The following is a 16,668-nucleotide window of genomic DNA, read 5'->3' on the forward strand; positions in this document are numbered from 1 at the left end:
GTGACCGGCACCCCCGCCGGCAGTCCCTCCAGCGTCGCGACGAGTGCGGGACCGTGGGACTCCCCCGCGGTCAGCCAGCGCAACCTGCTCAACGGGTCCTCCCGAGACCGCTGTCGGTGAAGTCACGGTCACCGTGCAGCCAGGACACCTTGTCGTACATCTCGGCCTGCGTCAGCCCGGCGAGCAGGGCGTTGCGCGCCTTCGCCCGCTCACCCGCCGGGTGGTACAGCTCGCTGCCCATGTACCGGGCGATCAGCTGGGCCCGTCCCGCGCGCTCGCGGCGCACGGCGTTGAACTTCTCCAGGCGCTGCACGACATCGTCCGGGCCCATGCCGTCGAGCAGGTCGCCGAGGACCACGGCGTCCTCCAGTGCCTGGCAGGCGCCCTGGGCCGCGTACTGGAGCATCGGATGGGCGGCGTCACCGACCAGGACGACCCGCCCGTCGGTCCAGGCCCGTACCGGATCACGGTCGCACAGCACCCACTCGCGCCATCCCTCGCCGAGTTCGAGCAGCCGGCGGGCGGTGGTGCCGATGCCGGGGAACTGGGCGAGGACATGCGCGTGTGCGGTCTCCCGACCGGCCACGGGCACGGTCGCGCCGTCGTCGCGGGTGACCGCGAGATTGAGGTACTTGCCGCCGCCGATGATGTAGTGCACGAAGTGCCACTTGGGGCCCGCCCACAGCGTCACCGTGTTCCAGCGCAGCTCCTGCGGCACCTTCTCGATCGGGATCACCGAGCGGTAGATCGTGTGACCCGACACCCGGGGTTCACCGTCGCCCAGCATCGTCGCGCGCACGGCGGAGCGGATGCCGTCCGCGCCGATCAGCGCCGCGCCCCGGAACGTCCGCCCGTCGGCGGTCGGCACGGTGACCCCCTCGGCGTCCTGCTCGTAGCCCTCCACCGCGGCGCCGGTGACGAGTTCGACGCTGTCCAGCTCCTGGCAGGCGGTGAGCAGCGGCTGGTACAGGTCCCCGCGGTGCACCACCGCGTACGGGTTGCCGAACCGCTCGCGGTAGGCGCCGGTCAGTTCCATGGCGGCGACCTTCTCGCCGGTGGTGCCGTCCATGAACCGCAACTCGCCGATGAACACGGCACGTTCGCGCACGCTCTGCCCCACGCCGAGGCGGTCCAGGGCGTGGAAGGCATTGGGGCCGAGCTGGATCCCGGCGCCGATCTCGGCGAAGGTGTCGCTGCGCTCCAGCACCGTCGAGCTGTGTCCCTGCCGGGCCAGCGACAGTGCCGTGGCGAGCCCCCCGATGCCGCCCCCGGCGATCACTGTGTGAGCCATGGTCCGTCAATTCCTCTCAGAACTAGATGAATGGTGATCGTGCGTCAGTGCCGCGCACCCGCGGCGGATGGCGGCAACGGGTGCTGCGGCAGGAGCCGGTGCAGTTCCTCGTGGAAGCCGGGGAACGTCTTGGCGACGCAGCCGGGATCGTCGAGGGTGAGGTTCTGGGTGCGCAGGTTCAGTACGGAGAACGCCATGGCGATCCGGTGGTCGCGATGGCAGGCGATGCGCGCGGGTGAGGTGCTGCCCGGGTGCACGGTGATCCAGTCCGGGCCGGTCTCGGCGCGCACGCCCGACGCCCGCAGATTGTGCGTGACCGCCTCGATCCGGTCCGACTCCTTCAGCCGCGCATGACCGATGCCGCGCACGGTGATCGGGGCGTCGGCCAGCGGCGCGATCGCCGCCAGCGTCATGAAGGTGTCGGAGATCTCGCCCATGTCGACCGTGAAGCCGCCCCGGAACACGCCGGTCCCGGTGACCGTGGTCGCCTCCCGGCCACGGTGCACCCGGGCCCCCGTACGTTCGAGTACGTCGACGAAGCGCACGTCGCCCTGGAGGCTCTGCCGGCCGAGCCCCTCCACCGTCACCGCGCACCCGGTGACGGCCGCCGCGGCGAAGAAGTACGAGGCGGTGGAGGCATCCGGCTCGATCCGCAGATCGGCGGCACGGTAGCCGGTGGGACGGACGGCGAACTCACCCGGGGCGTCCTCGCTCACCTCGGCGCCGAAGTGCCGCATCAGCGCGAGCGTCATGTCGATGTAGGGGCGGCTGACCAGGTCGCGCACCCGGACCAGCAGGGGAGTGGCGAGCAGGGGCCCCGCCATGAGCATCCCGCTGAGGAACTGGCTGCTGAGCCCGCCGTCCACATCCAGGCTGCCGCCGTCGAGCCCGCGCGCCGCCACCCGCAGGGGCAGCGTCCCACCGGCGGCGGTGGCGACGTCGGCACCCAGGCGGCGCAGCGCGTCGGCGAGCGGGGCCACCGGGCGGGCGGTGAGCTGGGCGCTGCCCTCGAACACGAACTCGCCGTGCCCCGTGGCCGCCAGCGGCGGCAGGAAGCGCGCCGCCGTGCCCGCGTCCGCGCACCAGATCCTGCCGCCGCCGACCGGGCCGCGGCCCAGGCCGGTGACCCGCCAGGCGGTGCCGTCGGCCGACGGCTCGATCCGGGCACCCAGCTGCGTCAGCGCCTCGCGGAAGGCCGTGGTGTCGTCGCTGACCAGCGGAGCGGCGAGAGAGCTGGTCCCCTCGGCCGCGGCGGCGAGCAGCAGGGCTCTGTTGGTGAGTGACTTCGAGCCGGGGATACGGGCGTCGAACGCCCTGGGCGGCGCGATGGCGGTGGTCATTGCTGTCCTTCATCGATGGATGGCCGCCACATGGGTCACGGGGGCCGGGCGTCAGATGGCCGGGATGGGTGCGGGGGCTTTCTCCATGAGCGGGCTGGGGTGTCGGGTGGCTGTGATGGGTGGCGGGGCGGTCCCCTTCGCGAGGTGGTGGGGGTGGGCGGTGGGGTACCCCCGCGTGGGGTGGTCGGAGTGTCAGGTGGTTGTGGTGGGCGGTCGGGTCCCCGCGTGTGGGGTGGCCGGGGTGTCAGTGGCCGTGGCGGGCGGGCGAGCCCTCCCGGGTCGGGGTGCCACATGGCCGTGATGGCCGGTCGAGCGCCCCGCTGTGCGGGGTGGCCGCAGTGCGGGGCGGCCCAGGTCATGGGGTCGTGGCCAGCGCCGCGGCGATCTCCTGCGCGATCTCGCGCGGCGCACGGTGTTCGGCGCGCACCGACACCGTCGCCAACTGCCGGTACAGGGGCAGCCGGACGCGGGTCAGTTGCGCGAGCCGGTGCCGGAGGTCGCCCTCCAGCAGGGGACGGCTGCCGTCGTCGCCGATCCGCTGGGTGATCGTGTCGAGGTCCGCCCACAGATGCACCACCCGGCAGCCGGCCAGCCGAAGGCGCGTGCCCGCGTGGAGCACGGCGCCGCCGCCCAGCGAGAGGACACCGGTGTGTCCGGCCAGCGCCGCGACGACCGCCCGATGCTCCAGCAGCCGGAAGGCCCCCTCGCCCCGCTCCCTGAGCACATTCGGCGCGGGCCGCCCGGCCAGGCGTGCCACATCGTCGTCGGTGTCACGGAAAGGGACGCCGAGCAGGTCGGCCAGCGCCAGGCCGACGGTGGTCTTGCCTGCTCCGGGCAGGCCGATCAGGACGGCCGCGGGTCCGGTCATGAGTGCTGCCTTTCGCGTCGGGAGGGAGCGAGCGCGCCTCGCGGGCGCACCGCCGCGCCGGTGACGGCCGGGCCGCCCGGATGCGCCGGTATCGCAGCCGGCGCCGTACGCCGACGGACCGGGGCGGATCCGATCGGCGTACGAGGGTGGGGCGTCCGGTCCGCCGCCCGGCGCGGCGGCGGGTTCAGGGGCCGCCCGCTTCCAGCGCCAGACCGCGCCCGGCGAGAGCGGCCAGGGTGAACTCGCCCTCCACGGTGGCCTCCACGTCGAAGGCGTGGCGCTCGGTCGGCGGGTAGCCGATCAGCGGGGCGGCCAGATTCGGCAGCACCGCCCCGGCCGCCTGCCGCGATTCCCACAGCAGCACCGCCCCCCACCGTTCGGTGGCCGCGTCGGAGATCCAGAACTTCAGCCGCAGGCCGGGCACGTGCGAGAACCGCTCCACCGCCTCGTCGCGCAGAAATCCGCGCAGCGACTCGACGGTCTGCGGCGAGCCCGCGAGGTCCCACCAGACGATCACCGCGTGCATGTGTCCGAGACCTCCTGGAGCAGCGAGCCGATGATGCCCGGCCCGTCCACGGTCAGTACGGACTCGGCGTGGAACTGCATCGACGCGAATCCGGCCGCCCGCAGCGCGTGCACCTCGCCCGTCGCCGGGTTCCGGCTCACCTCGACCCTGCCGCGCACCGGGTGCTCGAAGGAGTCCGCGTCCCACTGGGCGGCGAAGGTGTTGTAGAAGCCCACCCGCGCCGTCCTGCCGAACAGGTCGATCTCGTGCTGCGCGCCCTGGTTGGGCACCGGGCGGCGTACGAGGTCCAGGCCGAGCAGCGTGCTCAGTACCTGATGGCTCAGGCAGACGGCGAGGAACGGCCTGCCCTCCGCCAGGAGCCGGGCCAGCGCGGAGCGCAGATGAGCGATCTTCGGGTGGGACATCTCCCTGGGGTCGCCCGGCCCCGGGCCCATGACCACCAGGTCGTGCGCGTCGACGTCGTACGGCTCGTCGAAGCGGCGCACCTCCACCGCACAGCCCAGCGAGCGGATCTGATGGGCGATCATCTCGGTGAACGTGTCCTCGGCGTCGACCACCAGGATCCTGCGCCCGGCCAGCGGGCCGGTGGGCCGGACGGGATCGGCGGTGTCCCGCAGCCAGAACGGGGCGATGCCGTCGTTGCGCGCGTCGAGCGCCTCGCGCACCGCCGGGTGAGCGCCGAACCGGGTGGGTTCGGTCCCGCCGAGCGCCGCGAGCAGCCCCGCTGCCTTGGCGCGGGTCTCCTGCACCTCCGAGGCCGGGTCGGAGTGGCGTACCAGCGTGGCGCCCACGCCGATCCGCATCATCCCGGTGGTGTCGATGTCGGCGGTGCGGATCAGGATCGAGGAGTCCAGGGTGCGCCCGCCCGCGGTGTCCCGTCCGATGAGGGCGGCCACGCCGCTGTAGTAGCCGCGTCCGGCGGGCTCGTAGCGGCTGATGACGCGTGCGGCGCTCTCCAGCGGGGAGCCCGTCACCGTCGGGGCGAACAGTGTCTCGCGCAGGATGTCGCGGACATCGCGGTCGGTGCGGCCCTCGATGAAGTACTCGGTGTGCGCGAGGCGCGCCATCTCCTTCAGATACGGTCCCACCACGCGCCCGCCCGCGGGGCAGATCCGGCCCATCATCTTCAGTTCCTCGTCGACGACCATGTACAGCTCGTCGGTCTCCTTCGTGTCGGCGAGGAAGGCGAGCACCCCGTCCAGGTCCGGGCCGGACGCGGGGTAGCGGTAGGTGCCGCTGATGGGGTTCATCACCGCCCGGCCGTCGTGGACGCTGATGTGCCGCTCGGGCGTGGCGCCGACGAAGGTCCGCTCGCCAGTGTGGATGAGGAAGGTCCAGTACGCGCCCGCCTCCCGTTCGACGAGGCGGCGGAAGAACGACAGCGCCGCCGGTACCCCGAAGTCCGGCAACTGGGCGGTGAAGGTCCGCTTCATCACGAAGTTGGCGCCCTCACCCGTACCGATCTCGTCGGCGACCACGCGGCGCACCGTCTCGGCGTACGTGTCGTCGTCGATGTCGAAGTGCCCGCCGGTCACCTTCACCGGATCGCCGGGCAGCCGTCCCAGGCTCTCACGCAGCGAGAGCGTGGCCTGTTCCCGCACCCGCATCGCCAGCAGCGGACTGCCGTCGTCCGGGGCCGCGAAGCCGCGTTCGGCCAGCTGCCGGTAGGGGACGAGGACGAGCAGTTCCTGACCGGCGCCGGCCCCGCCGCCCGCGTCCCGTGCCTCGTCGAGCGCGAGGTCGGCGAGCGTGCCGACCCGGGTCAGCTCACCGGTCAGTACCTCCAGGGCGTCGTCTCCTGCCGCCTCCGGGCGGTGCAGCAGGGCGAACGCCTCCGTCGAGCCGTCCAGAATGCGCGACAGCAGTGCCGACGCGCCGTCCTGCCTGGTCATGGGGATCCTTTCGCCAAGGGGCGTGCTCAGTGCGCTGCCGCGGTCGCCGCGTCGAGTTCGGTCAGTGCCGCTTCGGCCGTCACGACCTTCGCGGCCCGCTCGGCGGCGTAGGTCAGGGCCAGCTGGTGGTAGTGGGCGGAGAAGTCGGCCACCGCGTCGGCCACGAGGAACGGCTGGATGTCATGGGTGTACGCGTCCACCGCGGTCATCAGTACGCCCACGTGCGCGTACACCCCGCAGATGATCAGCTGGTCGCGGCCGTGCGCGCGCATCCGGGCCAGCAGGTCGGTCTTGAAGAAGGCGCTGTACCGCCATTTGGTGAACAGCCAGTCGCTGTCGTCCGGCTCCAGCGGGGAGACCACCTTGCGGTGTTCGGGCGTGGCCCGCATACCCGGACCCCAGAAGTCCTTGAGGAGCCCGCGCTCTTCCGGCGTCATGCTGCCGGGCTGCGCGGTGTAGGCGACGGGTATGGCCAGCGCCTTGGCCTGTGCGCGCAGCCGGGCCGTGTTGTCCACCAGGGTCCGGCCGAGGTCGGTGGTGCGCGGGAACGGCCTGAGGAAGTACTCCTGCATGTCGTGCAGCAGCAGTACCGCGCGCCGGGGGGAGAGCTGCCAGTCGACCGTGTTCTCGGGGAGCTGCTCCGCGGTGGGCAGGGGATAGGGCTCGACCGGGGGGATGCCGGGCATGGGGTGTTTCCTTTCCTTCACAGACCCGTTGCGGATCTGTGTGAGATCGCTCGGATCTTTTTCGGATCCCTCTCGGATCCCTCTCAGACACCGAGGGTCGCTCCGCCGTCCACGGTCAGTTCGTGCAACGTGATGTGCCCGGCGTCCTCCGACAGCAGGAAGGCGACGGTCCGGGCGATGTCCTCGGGACGGGCGACCTTGCCCAGCGGGATACCGACCCGGTACTGCTCCGGATTGCCGGCGATCGAGGCCTTGGCGGCGGTGTCGGCGGTGTGCATGCCGCGCAGCATCGGGGTGTCGGTGGAGCCGGGGGCCACCACGTTGCAGCGGATGCCCAGGTGCGCCACCTCAAGGCCCAGGCACTTGGTGAACGCGGTCGCGGCGGCCTTGGACGCCGCATAGGCCGCCATCTCCGCGCGCGCGGTGCCCGCCGCGTTCGACGCGATGGTGACGATCGCGCCCGCGCCCCGGGGGACCATGCGGTTGACCACGGCCCGCGACACATGGAACACGCCGGTCGTGTTCACCGCGAACGTGGCGTTCCAGTCCTGGTCGGACAGGGTGCGCGCCGGGCCCAGACGCAGCACACCGGCGGCGTTCACCAGGTGCTGTACCGGGCCGAGCCGGGTCTCGACGTCGTCGACGAGCCGCTCCACGGCGGAACTCGATGTGACGTCGGCGGCGAAGCCCGTCACCTGGAGCCCCTCCGCACGCAGCCCGGCGGCGGTGGCGGCGATCCGTCCGGCGTCCAGGTCGACGGCGGCCACCTGTGCTCCGCGCTCCGCCAGCAGCCGGACGACGGCCTCTCCTATGCCGCCGGCCGCCCCGGTGACCAGGGCGAGTGTTCCTTGCACGTCTCCAACCTCCATGTGTCGGGCCAGGTGGTGCGAGTACGGTCGTGGGTTCAGCCCCGCCAGGCCGAGGTCACCTCGACGGCCTGCTGCGGGTTCAGCCGCGGGTCGCAGAAGCTCAGGTACTTGTCGCCGATGCGGTTCAGCGCCACCGAGTCCGAGACACACTCGGTCACCGCTTCGGGGGTCGTCTCCAGATGCAGGCCCGCCGCGACGCCGCCGCCGGCGCGCACCGCGTCCTGGAACGCCTGGATCTCGTGCACCACGGTCTCGACCAGGCGGGTCTTGAGCCCCTCCGGGCCGGACACGGTGTTGCCGTGCATCGGGTCCGACAGCCACAGGACCGGATGGCCGGCCGCGGTGACGGCCTCCACCAGCGCGGGCAGCTTGCGCGGGGCGTTCTCCGCGCCCATCCGGGCGATCAGGGTGAGCCGGCCCGGGCTGCGCGCGGGGTCCAGACGCCGGCACAGCGCGAGCAGCTCCTCCGGCGTCATGCTCGGCCCGACCTTGACGGCGACCGGGTTGGACACGGCGGCGAGCAGGGCGATGTGGGCGCCGTCCGGCTGCCGGGTGCGCTCGCCCACCCAGGGCCAGTGGGTGGAGGCCAGCAGCAGTGAACCGTCGGGTTCGCGGCGCAGCAGGGGCAGTTCGTAGTCGAGCAGCAGCGCCTCGTGGCTGGTCCACACCGGCACACCGAACTCCGAACGGCGGCCCGCGGTGCCGCGCCAGCCCAGGTAGTGCATGGTGTCGCTGGCGGCCCGGTAGCCGGAGAGCAGATGGTCGGGGTCGGGGTCGCGCAGCGCGGCGTCGGGCTCGGGGCGGTTGACCAAATGGCCCCGGTAGACGGGCAGCTCGACGCCATTCACGGTCTCCGTCGGCTGCGAGCGGGGCTTGCCGTACTGTCCGGCCAGCCGACCCACCCGTAAGACGGGCTTTCCGGACGCGAGCTTCATCGTCCCGGCGAGCACGTCGAGCAGTGCCGTCTTACGGGCGACGTCCTCGGGGGTCGCCTCGGCCGGGTCCTCGGCGCAGTCGCCGGCCTGGACGATCTGCACGTGGCCGGCCGCGGCCTCGCTCAGCAGGGAGGTGAGGCGGTGCACCGCCTCGATGTCCACGAGGGCGGGCATCCGCCGCAGGTGGCCTCGGGCGGTGTCCAGACGGGGGTGGTGGGCCCAGTCGGGCTGCTGGAGGGCGGGCAGGGAGCGAAGGTAGGACTGAATGTCGGTCATCGGATTCCCTCGGCGGGGCGTGCCGGAGCAACTCCGGCTGGATGGCGGGCAGGGGCCGTGTGTGAAGCGGGCACGGAGGTACGTGCGCACCGGCAGGGTTTCTGCCCGGCGGGGCCGCAGCCACGGGGGGCGCGTCCTCCAGCGGGCTCACATCCGGGCCGGGCGGGGCCACACCACTGTGGGATCGGCGCGCACCGAGCGACAACGCACCGTCGCGAAGTCCGTCGCGATGGCGGTGAGTCCGTCGCGATGGGGCTCAGTCCGTCGCGAACGCGCGTAGTCCGTCACCTTGGCGCAGTGGGTGCGCAGCGCCGTCTGACGCGGTGACCCGGCGGAGACTGCCGCCCTGTGCCCTTCCGGAAGGCGCCGCGGCCGTCATGAACCGGGTGGGCGGGCGCCGACAACGCGGACGCAATGCCGCCGACATGGTGGACGTGACTTTCGGCCGCGACGCCTCCACCAGCCACGCCCACCCGGCCACGGTCCCTACGGCGTCACCGCGTCCGACGCCGCGCACGGAGCGACGTGGCGGAGCAGGCGGTCCCCGCGAGCAACGTCGACGCAGCGAAGCAGGCCCGCGAAGAAGCCCGCCCTCGACACGCGGCTGCGCGCGATGCCCGGGCCGGCCGCCCGGGTTGCCGTCGCATCCCATCCCGCGGAGCCACCTGGCCCTTCGCGCCGTGCGGCTGGGGTCCCCACCTCCGTTCAGGGCAGTGGGGGAGCGTGGACCGGGCGCGTCGCGACGCCCGGTCGATCCGCTAGAAGGGTCCCCGGGCGGGATCACCGCCCCGCCGGACCACACGCAGCCCCAGTACCGGCAGCCGGTCCGGCACCGCCCATGTCGCGCACGACAAGGCCGCCGCCGAGCCCCGCGCCGCGGCCGAGCACCGGACCCGCCGCACGGCCGAAGTCGTGGCGGCGCTCCGGCGGGGGGACGCAAGGCGCGCACACGCACGGCGCGACCAGGACTCCCGCCCGGTCACCGCCCCCGAGCGCCCGCCAACGGCGTAGGGCACTTCGGCGGGTGCGGGTGCGTCATGATCCGCCGGCCGCCGTCCGGGTGTCGACCGGTGGCGGGCGACTCCGTCACGTTGCCCGGGCGCTTCTGACGAAGTCTGCGGCGCGTGACGGATTTCCCGATCGCGCGGTGCGGCGGCGCCTGCCCCTGTGTCCAGAATGCTCGCCGTCCGCCCCGCCCACAGCACCGATCAGCAGGAGCGTTCCCGTCATGACCCGCCAGGCCGACACCGCCGCCGCGCTCCACTCGACCGACGAGGCCGTCGTCACCGTATGGTCGGACATCGGCTGCCCCTGGGCGACGCTGGCGCTGGCCACCCTGCACACCGCGGCAGCCGAACGCGGCCGGGAAGTCCTGGTCGACCACCGGGCCTTCCCCCTGGAACTGTTCAACTCCGAACCCACACCCAAGCCCATCATCGACGCCGAGACGGTGGCGATCGGCGCGCTGGTGCCGACGCTCGGCTGGCGCCTGTGGCCCGGACCCGACCGGGCCTACCCGGTGACGACACTGCCCGCGCTGGAAGCCGTACAGGCCGCGAAGGCACCGGACATCGGCGGGCTGCCCGCGAGCGATCAGCTGGACACCGCCCTGCGCCACGCCTTCTACGGGCAGGGCCGCTGCATCAGCCTCACCTCCGAGATCCTCGCCGTCGCCGCCGCGTGCCCGCTCGTGGACGAAGCGGCGCTCGCCACCGCCCTGGCCCAGGGCACGGCCCGCGCGGCGATCCACCGTGACTTCGGCGTGGCACGCGGACCCCGGGTACAGGGCAGCCCGCACCTGTTCACCGCCTCCGGCACCGACGTGCACAACCCCGGAGCCGACTTCGTGTGGACGGGCGACCCGTACGACGGCGGATTCCCCCACTTCCGCTCCTACACCCGCGACTGGGCCGAGGAACTCCTCGACCGGCTCGCCAAGGCGCCGCAGGCCGACTGAAACCCGGGGCCGCGACCCGCCCCCGCCGGATCTGGCCGAAAGGAAGCTCTCTGATGCCCGCAGACCCCCTCCTCGAACTGCCCTACGGCACCACGCCCGACCCCGGCGCGTTCCTCCGCGCCGCGATCCGCTGGCACTTCTCGAAGGAGACCGGCGCGCCGTTCTGGCTCGACCGGGCCGGCCGGCTGGACTTCGACCCCCTCGACGACATCCACACCTTCGACGACCTGAAGCTCTTCCCGAACTTCGCCAACGAACTGCGCGATGTGCGCGCCGAGGACCTGATCCCGCGTGGCTACGGCCCCCGCCCGAACATCGTCGGCGTCTTCGACAGCGGCGGCACCACCGGCTCACCCAAGCGCGTCGTCATGCTCCAGGAGTGGCTGGACCTGCTGCTGGCCCACAGCAACGCCCAGCTCGACGCGCACGGCGTACCACGGGACGCGAACTGGCTGCTGGCCATCCCGTCCGGGCCGCACATGGTCGGTGCCTCCTTCCAGCAGCTGGTGGCCCAGCGCGGGGGCCTCTCCTTCGCCGTCGACGTCGACCCGCGATGGGTGAAGAAGATCATCGCGCGCGGCGACCAGGCCGAGTCCGACCGGTACACCGAGCACCTCATCGACCAGCTCCAGCATCCGCTGCGCTCCCAGGACATCGGCGTGCTCATGCTGACGCCGCCGGTGCTGGAGCGGCTGAGCCGCCGCGACGAACTCGTCGACCTCGTCCGCGAGAAGGTCAAGGCCATCATGTGGGTGGGTACCCAGCTCGACCCCGACACGCGACACCTGTACCGCACCGAACTGTTCCCGGACACCGTGCTGTGCAGCGGCTTCGGCAACACCATGACGCTCGGTCACGTCACCGAGCGACCGGGCCTCGCCGACGACGACCCCTGTGTCTACGACCCGTTCTCGCCGTACATGACCTACCACGTGGTCGACCTGGAGAAGCGGCGGCCGGTCGAGTACGGCGAGCGGGGCCGTGTCGTGATGCACTACGTCGGCAAGAGCCTGTTCCTGCCCAACAACGTGGAGCGGGACGTCGCCACCCGCATCCGCCCCCTGCCGGGCCAGGTCGGCGACGCCGTCGCGGACATCGCCCCCGTGCGGGAGTTCGACGACGAGAAGGTCATCGAGGGGGTCTACTGATGCCCCCGGCCGAGCCCTACCCGCTGGACGCGCTGGGCCCGCAGGGCCCCTACCGCGCGCGCAACCGCCAGACCGTCACCGACACCGCCGGGACCGCGGTCGCCGAACTCAGCCTGGTGCCGCGGCTGTTCGTCAACCGGGCCCTCGCCGCCCTGCACCGCGCGAAACCGCTGCCGCGCGAGCGGCGCCTGGCGGCCCTCGCCCGAGCGGCCCGCGTCTTCCGCGAGGACGAGGTACGGGGACTGACGTACGACGCCTACGAGCGCACCGTCGCCCGGGTCTCCGGGATCCCCCTGCCCGCCGTGCGCTCCGCCGCCGACGAGATCGCCGACTCGGCCCGCCGCGCCCTGGCCGGGGCCTACGGCGCCCTGCCCGGCGGCGCCGTGCTCGACTGGCAGGACGCGCGCACCCGTACCGGCAGCGCGGTGTGGACCCGGCGCGGCGAGGTGCTCGCCGTGAACGCGGCGGGCAACCATCCGGCCCCGCACGCGCTGTGGCTGGAGGCCCTCGCCCTCGGCTTCCGCGTCGCGATCCGGCCCTCCCGCCGGGAGCCGTTCACCCCGCACCGCCTGGTCTCCGCGCTGCGCGCGGCGGGCTTCGGCGACGATCACGTGGCGCTGCTGCCCACCGACCACGCGGTGGCGGCGGACGTGCTCACCGGAGCCGACCTGGCGCTCGTGTACGGCGGCGACGACGTCGTCCGCGCCTACGCCGACGACCCCAATGTGCTGGTACAGGGCCCGGGACGGGCGAAGATCCTGGTCACCGCCGGGTCCGACTGGCACGCCCACCTGGACACGATGGTGGACTCCATCGCGCACCACGGCGGCATGAAGTGCGTCAACGCGACCGCGGTCTTCGTCGAGGGCGATCCGGCGCCGGTGGCGCGGGCGCTGGCCGAGCGGCTGGGCACCCTGCCCAGTCTGCCGGCCGAGGACGAGAAGGCCGGGCTGCCCGTGCAGCCGCTCGACCGGGCGCGGGCCCTGGAACGGCATCTGCTGGAGCGGGCCAAGGGAACCACCGCGCACCTGGGCGGCGCGGGCATCGTGGAGGAACTCCCCGGCGGCGACGCGGTGCTGCGCCCCGCCGTCTTCGAGACGCCCGGCCTCGACGGCGGCTGGCACACCGCCGAACTGCCCTTCCCCTGCGTGTGGGTGGTGCCCTGGAACCGCGCCGACGGCGCCGGGGCCCTGGGCGACTCCCTCGTCGTCGGCGTGCTGGCCGACACCGACGGCCCGGCGCCGGACGACGAGCTGATCGACGAACTGGTCGCCGACCGGACCATCGCCAACGTGTACGTCGGCGATCACCCCACCCACTGGATGGACCGCGGCGTGCCGCACGACGGCTATCTCGGCGAATTCCTGATGCGGAGCAAGACCGTCATCCGCGGCTGACCGGCGCCACGCGGGCCACAGCCGACACCATCACCTTTCGAGGAGCAGATCATGTCCAACGGTTTCGCCATCCAGGGTTCCGAGCCCGCAGCCGCGGCGGGGGAGTTCGCCCTCGCCGGTGAACTCGTCATCCGCCGGATGGGATTCGGGGCCATGCAGCTGCCCGGCCCCGGCGTCTGGGGCCCGCCGAAGGACCGGGCACGGGCGGTGGCCGTGGTCCGCCGCGCGGTGGAGCTGGGCGTCAACCACATCGACACCAGCGACTACTACGGCCCGTACGTCGCCAACGAGGTCATCCGCGAGGCCCTCCACCCGTACCACGACGACCTGGCCATCGTGACCAAGGTGGGCGCCTTCCGGACCCCGGACCGGGCCTGGCCCTCGGCCCTGCGGCCGGAGCAGCTGCGCCGGGCCGTGTACGACAACCTGCGGGGCCTGGGCCGCGACCATCTCGACGTGGTGAACCTGCGGATCGTGGAGGAGGCCGGCGGTCTCGGCCCCGACGACTCGATCGCCGAACCCTTCGGCGCGCTCGCCGAACTGCGCGAGCAAGGACTCGTCCGGCACCTCGGGGTCAGCAACGTCACCGCCGGGCAGCTGGCCGAGGCCCGGGAGATCGCCCCGGTCGTGTCCGTGCAGAACGAGTACAACGTCGTACGCCGCCTCCACGAGGACATCGTGCGGACCTGCGCCGAGGCGGGGATCGCCTTCATGCCGTTCTTCCCGCTGGGCACGTTCACCCTCCAGCACGAGAAGGACACGGCGACGGACACCAAGGTGCCGCAGTTCGTGCCGCTGGACGCCCAGGTCATCCACGCCGTGGCGCAGCGCCTGGAGGCCACCCCCTACCAGGTGGCCCTCGCCTGGCTGCTCCAGCACTCCCCGAACATCTGCTGCATCCCCGGCACCTCCAGCCCGGACCACCTGGAGGAGAACATCGCGGCGGCCGGCCTGCGCCTGACGGAGACCGACATCAAGGAACTCGACGCCCTGTACGGAGGCGAGAGCCGATGAGCCTGGGCTTCTTCGCGGGCCAGAACAAGAACGAGGTCATCATCGTCCCGCCCGGGGAAGGGCCGAGCCGGTGGGCCTTCGGTGACCGGTACACCGTGAAGTCGGGTGAGCACAACACCGGCAAGTCGCTGTTCCTCATCGAGGCGCTGGTCCCGGAGGGCGGCGGTCCGCCGCTGCACGTCCACCACTGGGAGGAAGAGGCGTTCTACGTCCTGGAGGGCACGGTCGAGTTCCGGGACAAGAACGGCAAGCACCAGGCCCCGGCGGGCACCTTCGTCTACGTACCGCGGGGCACGGAGCACGCCTTCAAGAACGTCTCCGCCGAGCCCGCCAAGATGCTCTTCATGACCCTTCCCGGCGGGAAGGAGAGGTTCTTCCTCAACGTCGGTGTCCCCGCGGACGATGACACCCCGCCGCCCTCGGAGGAACAGCGCCTCAAGGACGTGGCCTACGGCTACGAGGCGGGCCCGGAATTCGGCGACGAGTACCTGGAGTAGCGGCTACCGGGAGAAGTCGCCACCCGGAGCGGTCGCCACCGGGAGAAACAGCTACCCGGAGAAACAGCTACCCGGAGCAGTCGCTACCCGGAGTAGTCCGCGGCGCCGAAGTGACGTACAGGCGCGCACGGTTGTCCCACCCCTGAACTCGGGAGTTCCCATGTCATCCAACGGCAAACAGCCCACCCGTCGTTCCCTCCTCGCCGCCGCGGGCGGGGCGGCCGGCGCCTCCGCGCTCGGCTTCGCCCAGCCGGCCCTGGCCGCCCCCGGTGGGGGGCCGGTGAGCACGCAGACCTTCGCCGCGACCGCGATCCTGCCCGGGGACCGCCGCTACGCGGACCTCACGGTCGGCCTGAACCAGCGCTGGACGGCGTCGCCGGACCGTGTCCACCTGGTGTCCACCACCCAGCAGGTCGTCAGCATCGTCGGGGCCGCCGCGGCGGCGAACAGACGCGTGACGGTCCGCAGCGGCGGCCACTGCTACGAGGAGTTCGTCTACCACTCCGACGTCGATGTGATCGTGGACATGTCGGAGATGAACCGCGTCTACTTCGACGCGCAGAAGAACGCGTTCGCGGTCGAGCCCGGCGCCAATCTCGGCGATGTCTACGACCGGCTGTACCGCGGCTGGGGCGTCACCATACCCGGCGGCATGTGCTACTCGGTGGGCGCGGGCGGCCATGTCGCCGGCGGCGGCTGGGGGCTGCTGTGCCGGCGTGACGGCCTGATCGTGGACCATCTGTACGCGGTCGAGGTCGTGACGGTGGACGCCGCCGGCAACGCCCAGGCGGTGGTCGCCACCCGCGACGACACCGGTCACCTCAACGACCTGTGGTGGGCGCACACGGGAGGCGGCGGCGGGACGTTCGGCATCGTCACCCGGTACTGGTTCCGTTCGCCGAACGCCGTCGGGACCAACCCCTCCGCCCTGCTGCCCAAGCCGCCGGCCGATGTCCTCCTCAGCGACATCTCCTGGTCGTGGGCGGACCTGACACAGGCGGACTTCACCGCGCTGCTCAACAACTTCGGCACCTGGCACGAGGCCCACTCCGCGCCGGGCGACACGGCGGGCCTGAACTCCTTCCTGGCCCTCAACCACATATCCAACGGCTCGATCGGGCTGCTCACGCACATCACCGGGGACACCCCGAACGCGGAGACCGTGCTGGAGGACTACCTCGACCACATCACCCAGGGAGTGTCCGCCGCCCCGCTCCAGCCCTCGGCCAACTCCAGCGACCACGGACCGCTCGGCAACTTCCTCGTGCCGCGGCGCTGGAGCTGGCTCAAGGCCACGCACTTCCTCGGCACCAGCAACCCGGTGATGACCAACCCCACACTGCGCGGCGACCACAAGTCCGCCTTCCACCGCACCCGCTACACCGCGGCCCAGATCGCCACCCTCTACACGCATCTGCGCGACGGGAGTCTGGACAACCCGCTGGCGCAGGTCGTGGTCAGCTCCTTCGGCGGGCAGGTGAACGCCGTGGCGTCCGGGGCCACCGCGCAGGCGCACCGCGACTCCGTGTTCAAGGTGCTGTACCAGACCAACTGGACCGAGGCGGAGGACGACGCGGTCAATCTGGCCTGGCTGCGCGGCCTGTACCAGGCGACGTACGCCGCCAAGGGGGGCGTACCGGTGCCGGACGCACAGACGTCTGGCTGCTTCGTGAACTACTGCGACATCGACCTCGGCAACGCGCAGTACAACACCTCCTCGGTGCCCTGGCACGACCTCTACTGGGGCGGCAACTACCCGCGCCTCCAGCAGACCAAGGCGCACTGGGACCCGACCGACTTCTTCCGCAGCGGGCAGTCGGTCCGCCTGCCCTGACCCCTTCGCGCCGCCGCGGGTTGCCCCCGGGGCTCCCGACCCCCGGGGAACCCCCGGGGGCGCAACCCGGGGGCCGGGGCCCCCCCGCCCCCCCCCCGGCGGGCCCCCCCCCCGCCGGACACACAATCACCTGGGCGG

At 72.5% G+C, this 16,668-nt stretch carries 15 protein-coding genes; 6 read left to right on the forward strand and 9 right to left on the reverse strand.

The genetic code is table 11. The annotated features are described in order from the left end of the window. The 9 genes from ACFXAZ_RS26570 to ACFXAZ_RS26610 all read right to left on the reverse strand — a co-directional run. Positions 1–92: chorismate synthase (locus ACFXAZ_RS26570; protein WP_352102574.1), on the reverse strand; the 92-nt coding region annotated here is incomplete at its 3' end. Next, the gene (locus tag ACFXAZ_RS26575) at positions 89–1,291 is read right to left on the reverse strand and encodes a 3-hydroxybenzoate 6-monooxygenase (RefSeq protein ID WP_384596201.1); all 1,203 of its coding nucleotides are present in this window, start codon (positions 1,289–1,291) and stop codon (positions 89–91) included. The genes ACFXAZ_RS26575 and ACFXAZ_RS26570, both read right to left, overlap by 4 nt. Before the next feature lie 44 nt (positions 1,292–1,335). Continuing rightward, entirely contained in the window at positions 1,336–2,631 is a 1,296-nt protein-coding gene (gene aroA / locus ACFXAZ_RS26580) for a 3-phosphoshikimate 1-carboxyvinyltransferase (RefSeq protein ID WP_384596204.1), read from the reverse strand. A 355-nt stretch (positions 2,632–2,986) separates the two neighbouring features. Further along, entirely contained in the window at positions 2,987–3,499 is a 513-nt protein-coding gene (locus ACFXAZ_RS26585; protein WP_384596207.1) for a shikimate kinase, read from the reverse strand. A gap of 184 nt (positions 3,500–3,683) precedes the next feature. Further along, positions 3,684–4,025 (reverse strand): hypothetical protein, encoded by a 342-nt coding sequence (locus ACFXAZ_RS26590; protein WP_384596210.1) that lies wholly within the window; start codon positions 4,023–4,025, stop codon positions 3,684–3,686. Next, positions 4,013–5,917 carry an anthranilate synthase family protein gene (locus ACFXAZ_RS26595; RefSeq protein WP_384596213.1) on the reverse strand — a complete coding sequence of 635 codons (1,905 nt, stop codon included), beginning with the start codon at positions 5,915–5,917 and terminating at the stop codon, positions 4,013–4,015. The genes ACFXAZ_RS26590 and ACFXAZ_RS26595 overlap by 13 nt, the downstream gene beginning before the upstream one ends. 26 nt (positions 5,918–5,943) lie before the next feature. After that, positions 5,944–6,603 carry an isochorismatase family protein gene (locus tag ACFXAZ_RS26600; protein WP_384596216.1) on the reverse strand — a complete coding sequence of 220 codons (660 nt, stop codon included), beginning with the start codon at positions 6,601–6,603 and terminating at the stop codon, positions 5,944–5,946. An 83-nt stretch (positions 6,604–6,686) separates the two neighbouring features. Then, complete coding sequence (locus ACFXAZ_RS26605) at positions 6,687–7,457, reverse strand: 2,3-dihydro-2,3-dihydroxybenzoate dehydrogenase (protein WP_384596219.1); 771 nt, start codon at positions 7,455–7,457, stop codon at positions 6,687–6,689. 50 nt (positions 7,458–7,507) lie between these two features. Beyond that, positions 7,508–8,683, reverse strand: a complete 1,176-nt coding sequence (locus ACFXAZ_RS26610) for a 3-deoxy-7-phosphoheptulonate synthase (protein ID WP_384596222.1) — start codon at positions 8,681–8,683, stop codon at positions 7,508–7,510. A gap of 1,228 nt (positions 8,684–9,911) precedes the next feature. Here ACFXAZ_RS26610 and ACFXAZ_RS26615 point away from each other — a divergent pair. The 6 genes from ACFXAZ_RS26615 to ACFXAZ_RS26640 all read left to right on the forward strand — a co-directional run bounded on the left by ACFXAZ_RS26615 (position 9,912) and on the right by ACFXAZ_RS26640 (position 16,530). Beyond that, the gene (locus ACFXAZ_RS26615) at positions 9,912–10,640 is read left to right on the forward strand and encodes a DsbA family protein (protein ID WP_384596225.1); all 729 of its coding nucleotides are present in this window, start codon (positions 9,912–9,914) and stop codon (positions 10,638–10,640) included. A 53-nt stretch (positions 10,641–10,693) separates the two neighbouring features. Then, positions 10,694–11,788: a phenazine antibiotic biosynthesis protein gene (locus tag ACFXAZ_RS26620; protein ID WP_384596228.1), complete on the forward strand. Its 1,095-nt coding sequence runs from the start codon at positions 10,694–10,696 to the stop codon at positions 11,786–11,788. After that, positions 11,788–13,185, forward strand: a complete 1,398-nt coding sequence (locus ACFXAZ_RS26625; protein ID WP_384596231.1) for an aldehyde dehydrogenase family protein — start codon at positions 11,788–11,790, stop codon at positions 13,183–13,185. Before ACFXAZ_RS26620 ends, ACFXAZ_RS26625 begins: the two co-directional genes overlap by 1 nt. A gap of 51 nt (positions 13,186–13,236) precedes the next feature. After that, the gene (locus ACFXAZ_RS26630; protein WP_384596234.1) at positions 13,237–14,199 is read left to right on the forward strand and encodes an oxidoreductase; all 963 of its coding nucleotides are present in this window, start codon (positions 13,237–13,239) and stop codon (positions 14,197–14,199) included. After that, positions 14,196–14,696, forward strand: a complete 501-nt coding sequence (locus ACFXAZ_RS26635; protein ID WP_384596237.1) for a cupin domain-containing protein — start codon at positions 14,196–14,198, stop codon at positions 14,694–14,696. Before ACFXAZ_RS26630 ends, ACFXAZ_RS26635 begins: the two co-directional genes overlap by 4 nt. Positions 14,697–14,856: 160 nt before the next feature. Then, positions 14,857–16,530, forward strand: a complete 1,674-nt coding sequence (locus ACFXAZ_RS26640; protein WP_384596240.1) for an FAD-binding oxidoreductase — start codon at positions 14,857–14,859, stop codon at positions 16,528–16,530. The last annotated feature ends 138 nt before the right edge of the window (positions 16,531–16,668 follow it).

This window comes from Streptomyces sp. NPDC059477, from assembly GCF_042749375.1.
GTDB lineage: Bacteria > Actinomycetota > Actinomycetes > Streptomycetales > Streptomycetaceae > Streptomyces.

Excerpts from the sequence above, each read along its gene's own strand:
- ACFXAZ_RS26575 (WP_384596201.1), bottom strand. The coding sequence starts at position 1,291 with ATGGCTCACACAGTGATCGCCGGGGGCGGCATCGGGGGGCTCGCCACG.
- aroA (WP_384596204.1), bottom strand. The coding sequence starts at position 2,631 with ATGACCACCGCCATCGCGCCGCCCAGGGCGTTCGACGCCCGTATCCCC.
- ACFXAZ_RS26585 (WP_384596207.1), bottom strand. The coding sequence starts at position 3,499 with ATGACCGGACCCGCGGCCGTCCTGATCGGCCTGCCCGGAGCAGGCAAG.
- ACFXAZ_RS26590 (WP_384596210.1), bottom strand. The coding sequence starts at position 4,025 with ATGCACGCGGTGATCGTCTGGTGGGACCTCGCGGGCTCGCCGCAGACC.
- ACFXAZ_RS26595 (WP_384596213.1), bottom strand. The coding sequence starts at position 5,917 with ATGACCAGGCAGGACGGCGCGTCGGCACTGCTGTCGCGCATTCTGGAC.
- ACFXAZ_RS26600 (WP_384596216.1), bottom strand. The coding sequence starts at position 6,603 with ATGCCCGGCATCCCCCCGGTCGAGCCCTATCCCCTGCCCACCGCGGAG.
- ACFXAZ_RS26610 (WP_384596222.1), bottom strand. The coding sequence starts at position 8,683 with ATGACCGACATTCAGTCCTACCTTCGCTCCCTGCCCGCCCTCCAGCAG.
- ACFXAZ_RS26615 (WP_384596225.1), top strand. The coding sequence starts at position 9,912 with ATGACCCGCCAGGCCGACACCGCCGCCGCGCTCCACTCGACCGACGAG.
- ACFXAZ_RS26620 (WP_384596228.1), top strand. The coding sequence starts at position 10,694 with ATGCCCGCAGACCCCCTCCTCGAACTGCCCTACGGCACCACGCCCGAC.
- ACFXAZ_RS26625 (WP_384596231.1), top strand. The coding sequence starts at position 11,788 with ATGCCCCCGGCCGAGCCCTACCCGCTGGACGCGCTGGGCCCGCAGGGC.
- ACFXAZ_RS26630 (WP_384596234.1), top strand. The coding sequence starts at position 13,237 with ATGTCCAACGGTTTCGCCATCCAGGGTTCCGAGCCCGCAGCCGCGGCG.
- ACFXAZ_RS26635 (WP_384596237.1), top strand. The coding sequence starts at position 14,196 with ATGAGCCTGGGCTTCTTCGCGGGCCAGAACAAGAACGAGGTCATCATC.
- ACFXAZ_RS26640 (WP_384596240.1), top strand. The coding sequence starts at position 14,857 with ATGTCATCCAACGGCAAACAGCCCACCCGTCGTTCCCTCCTCGCCGCC.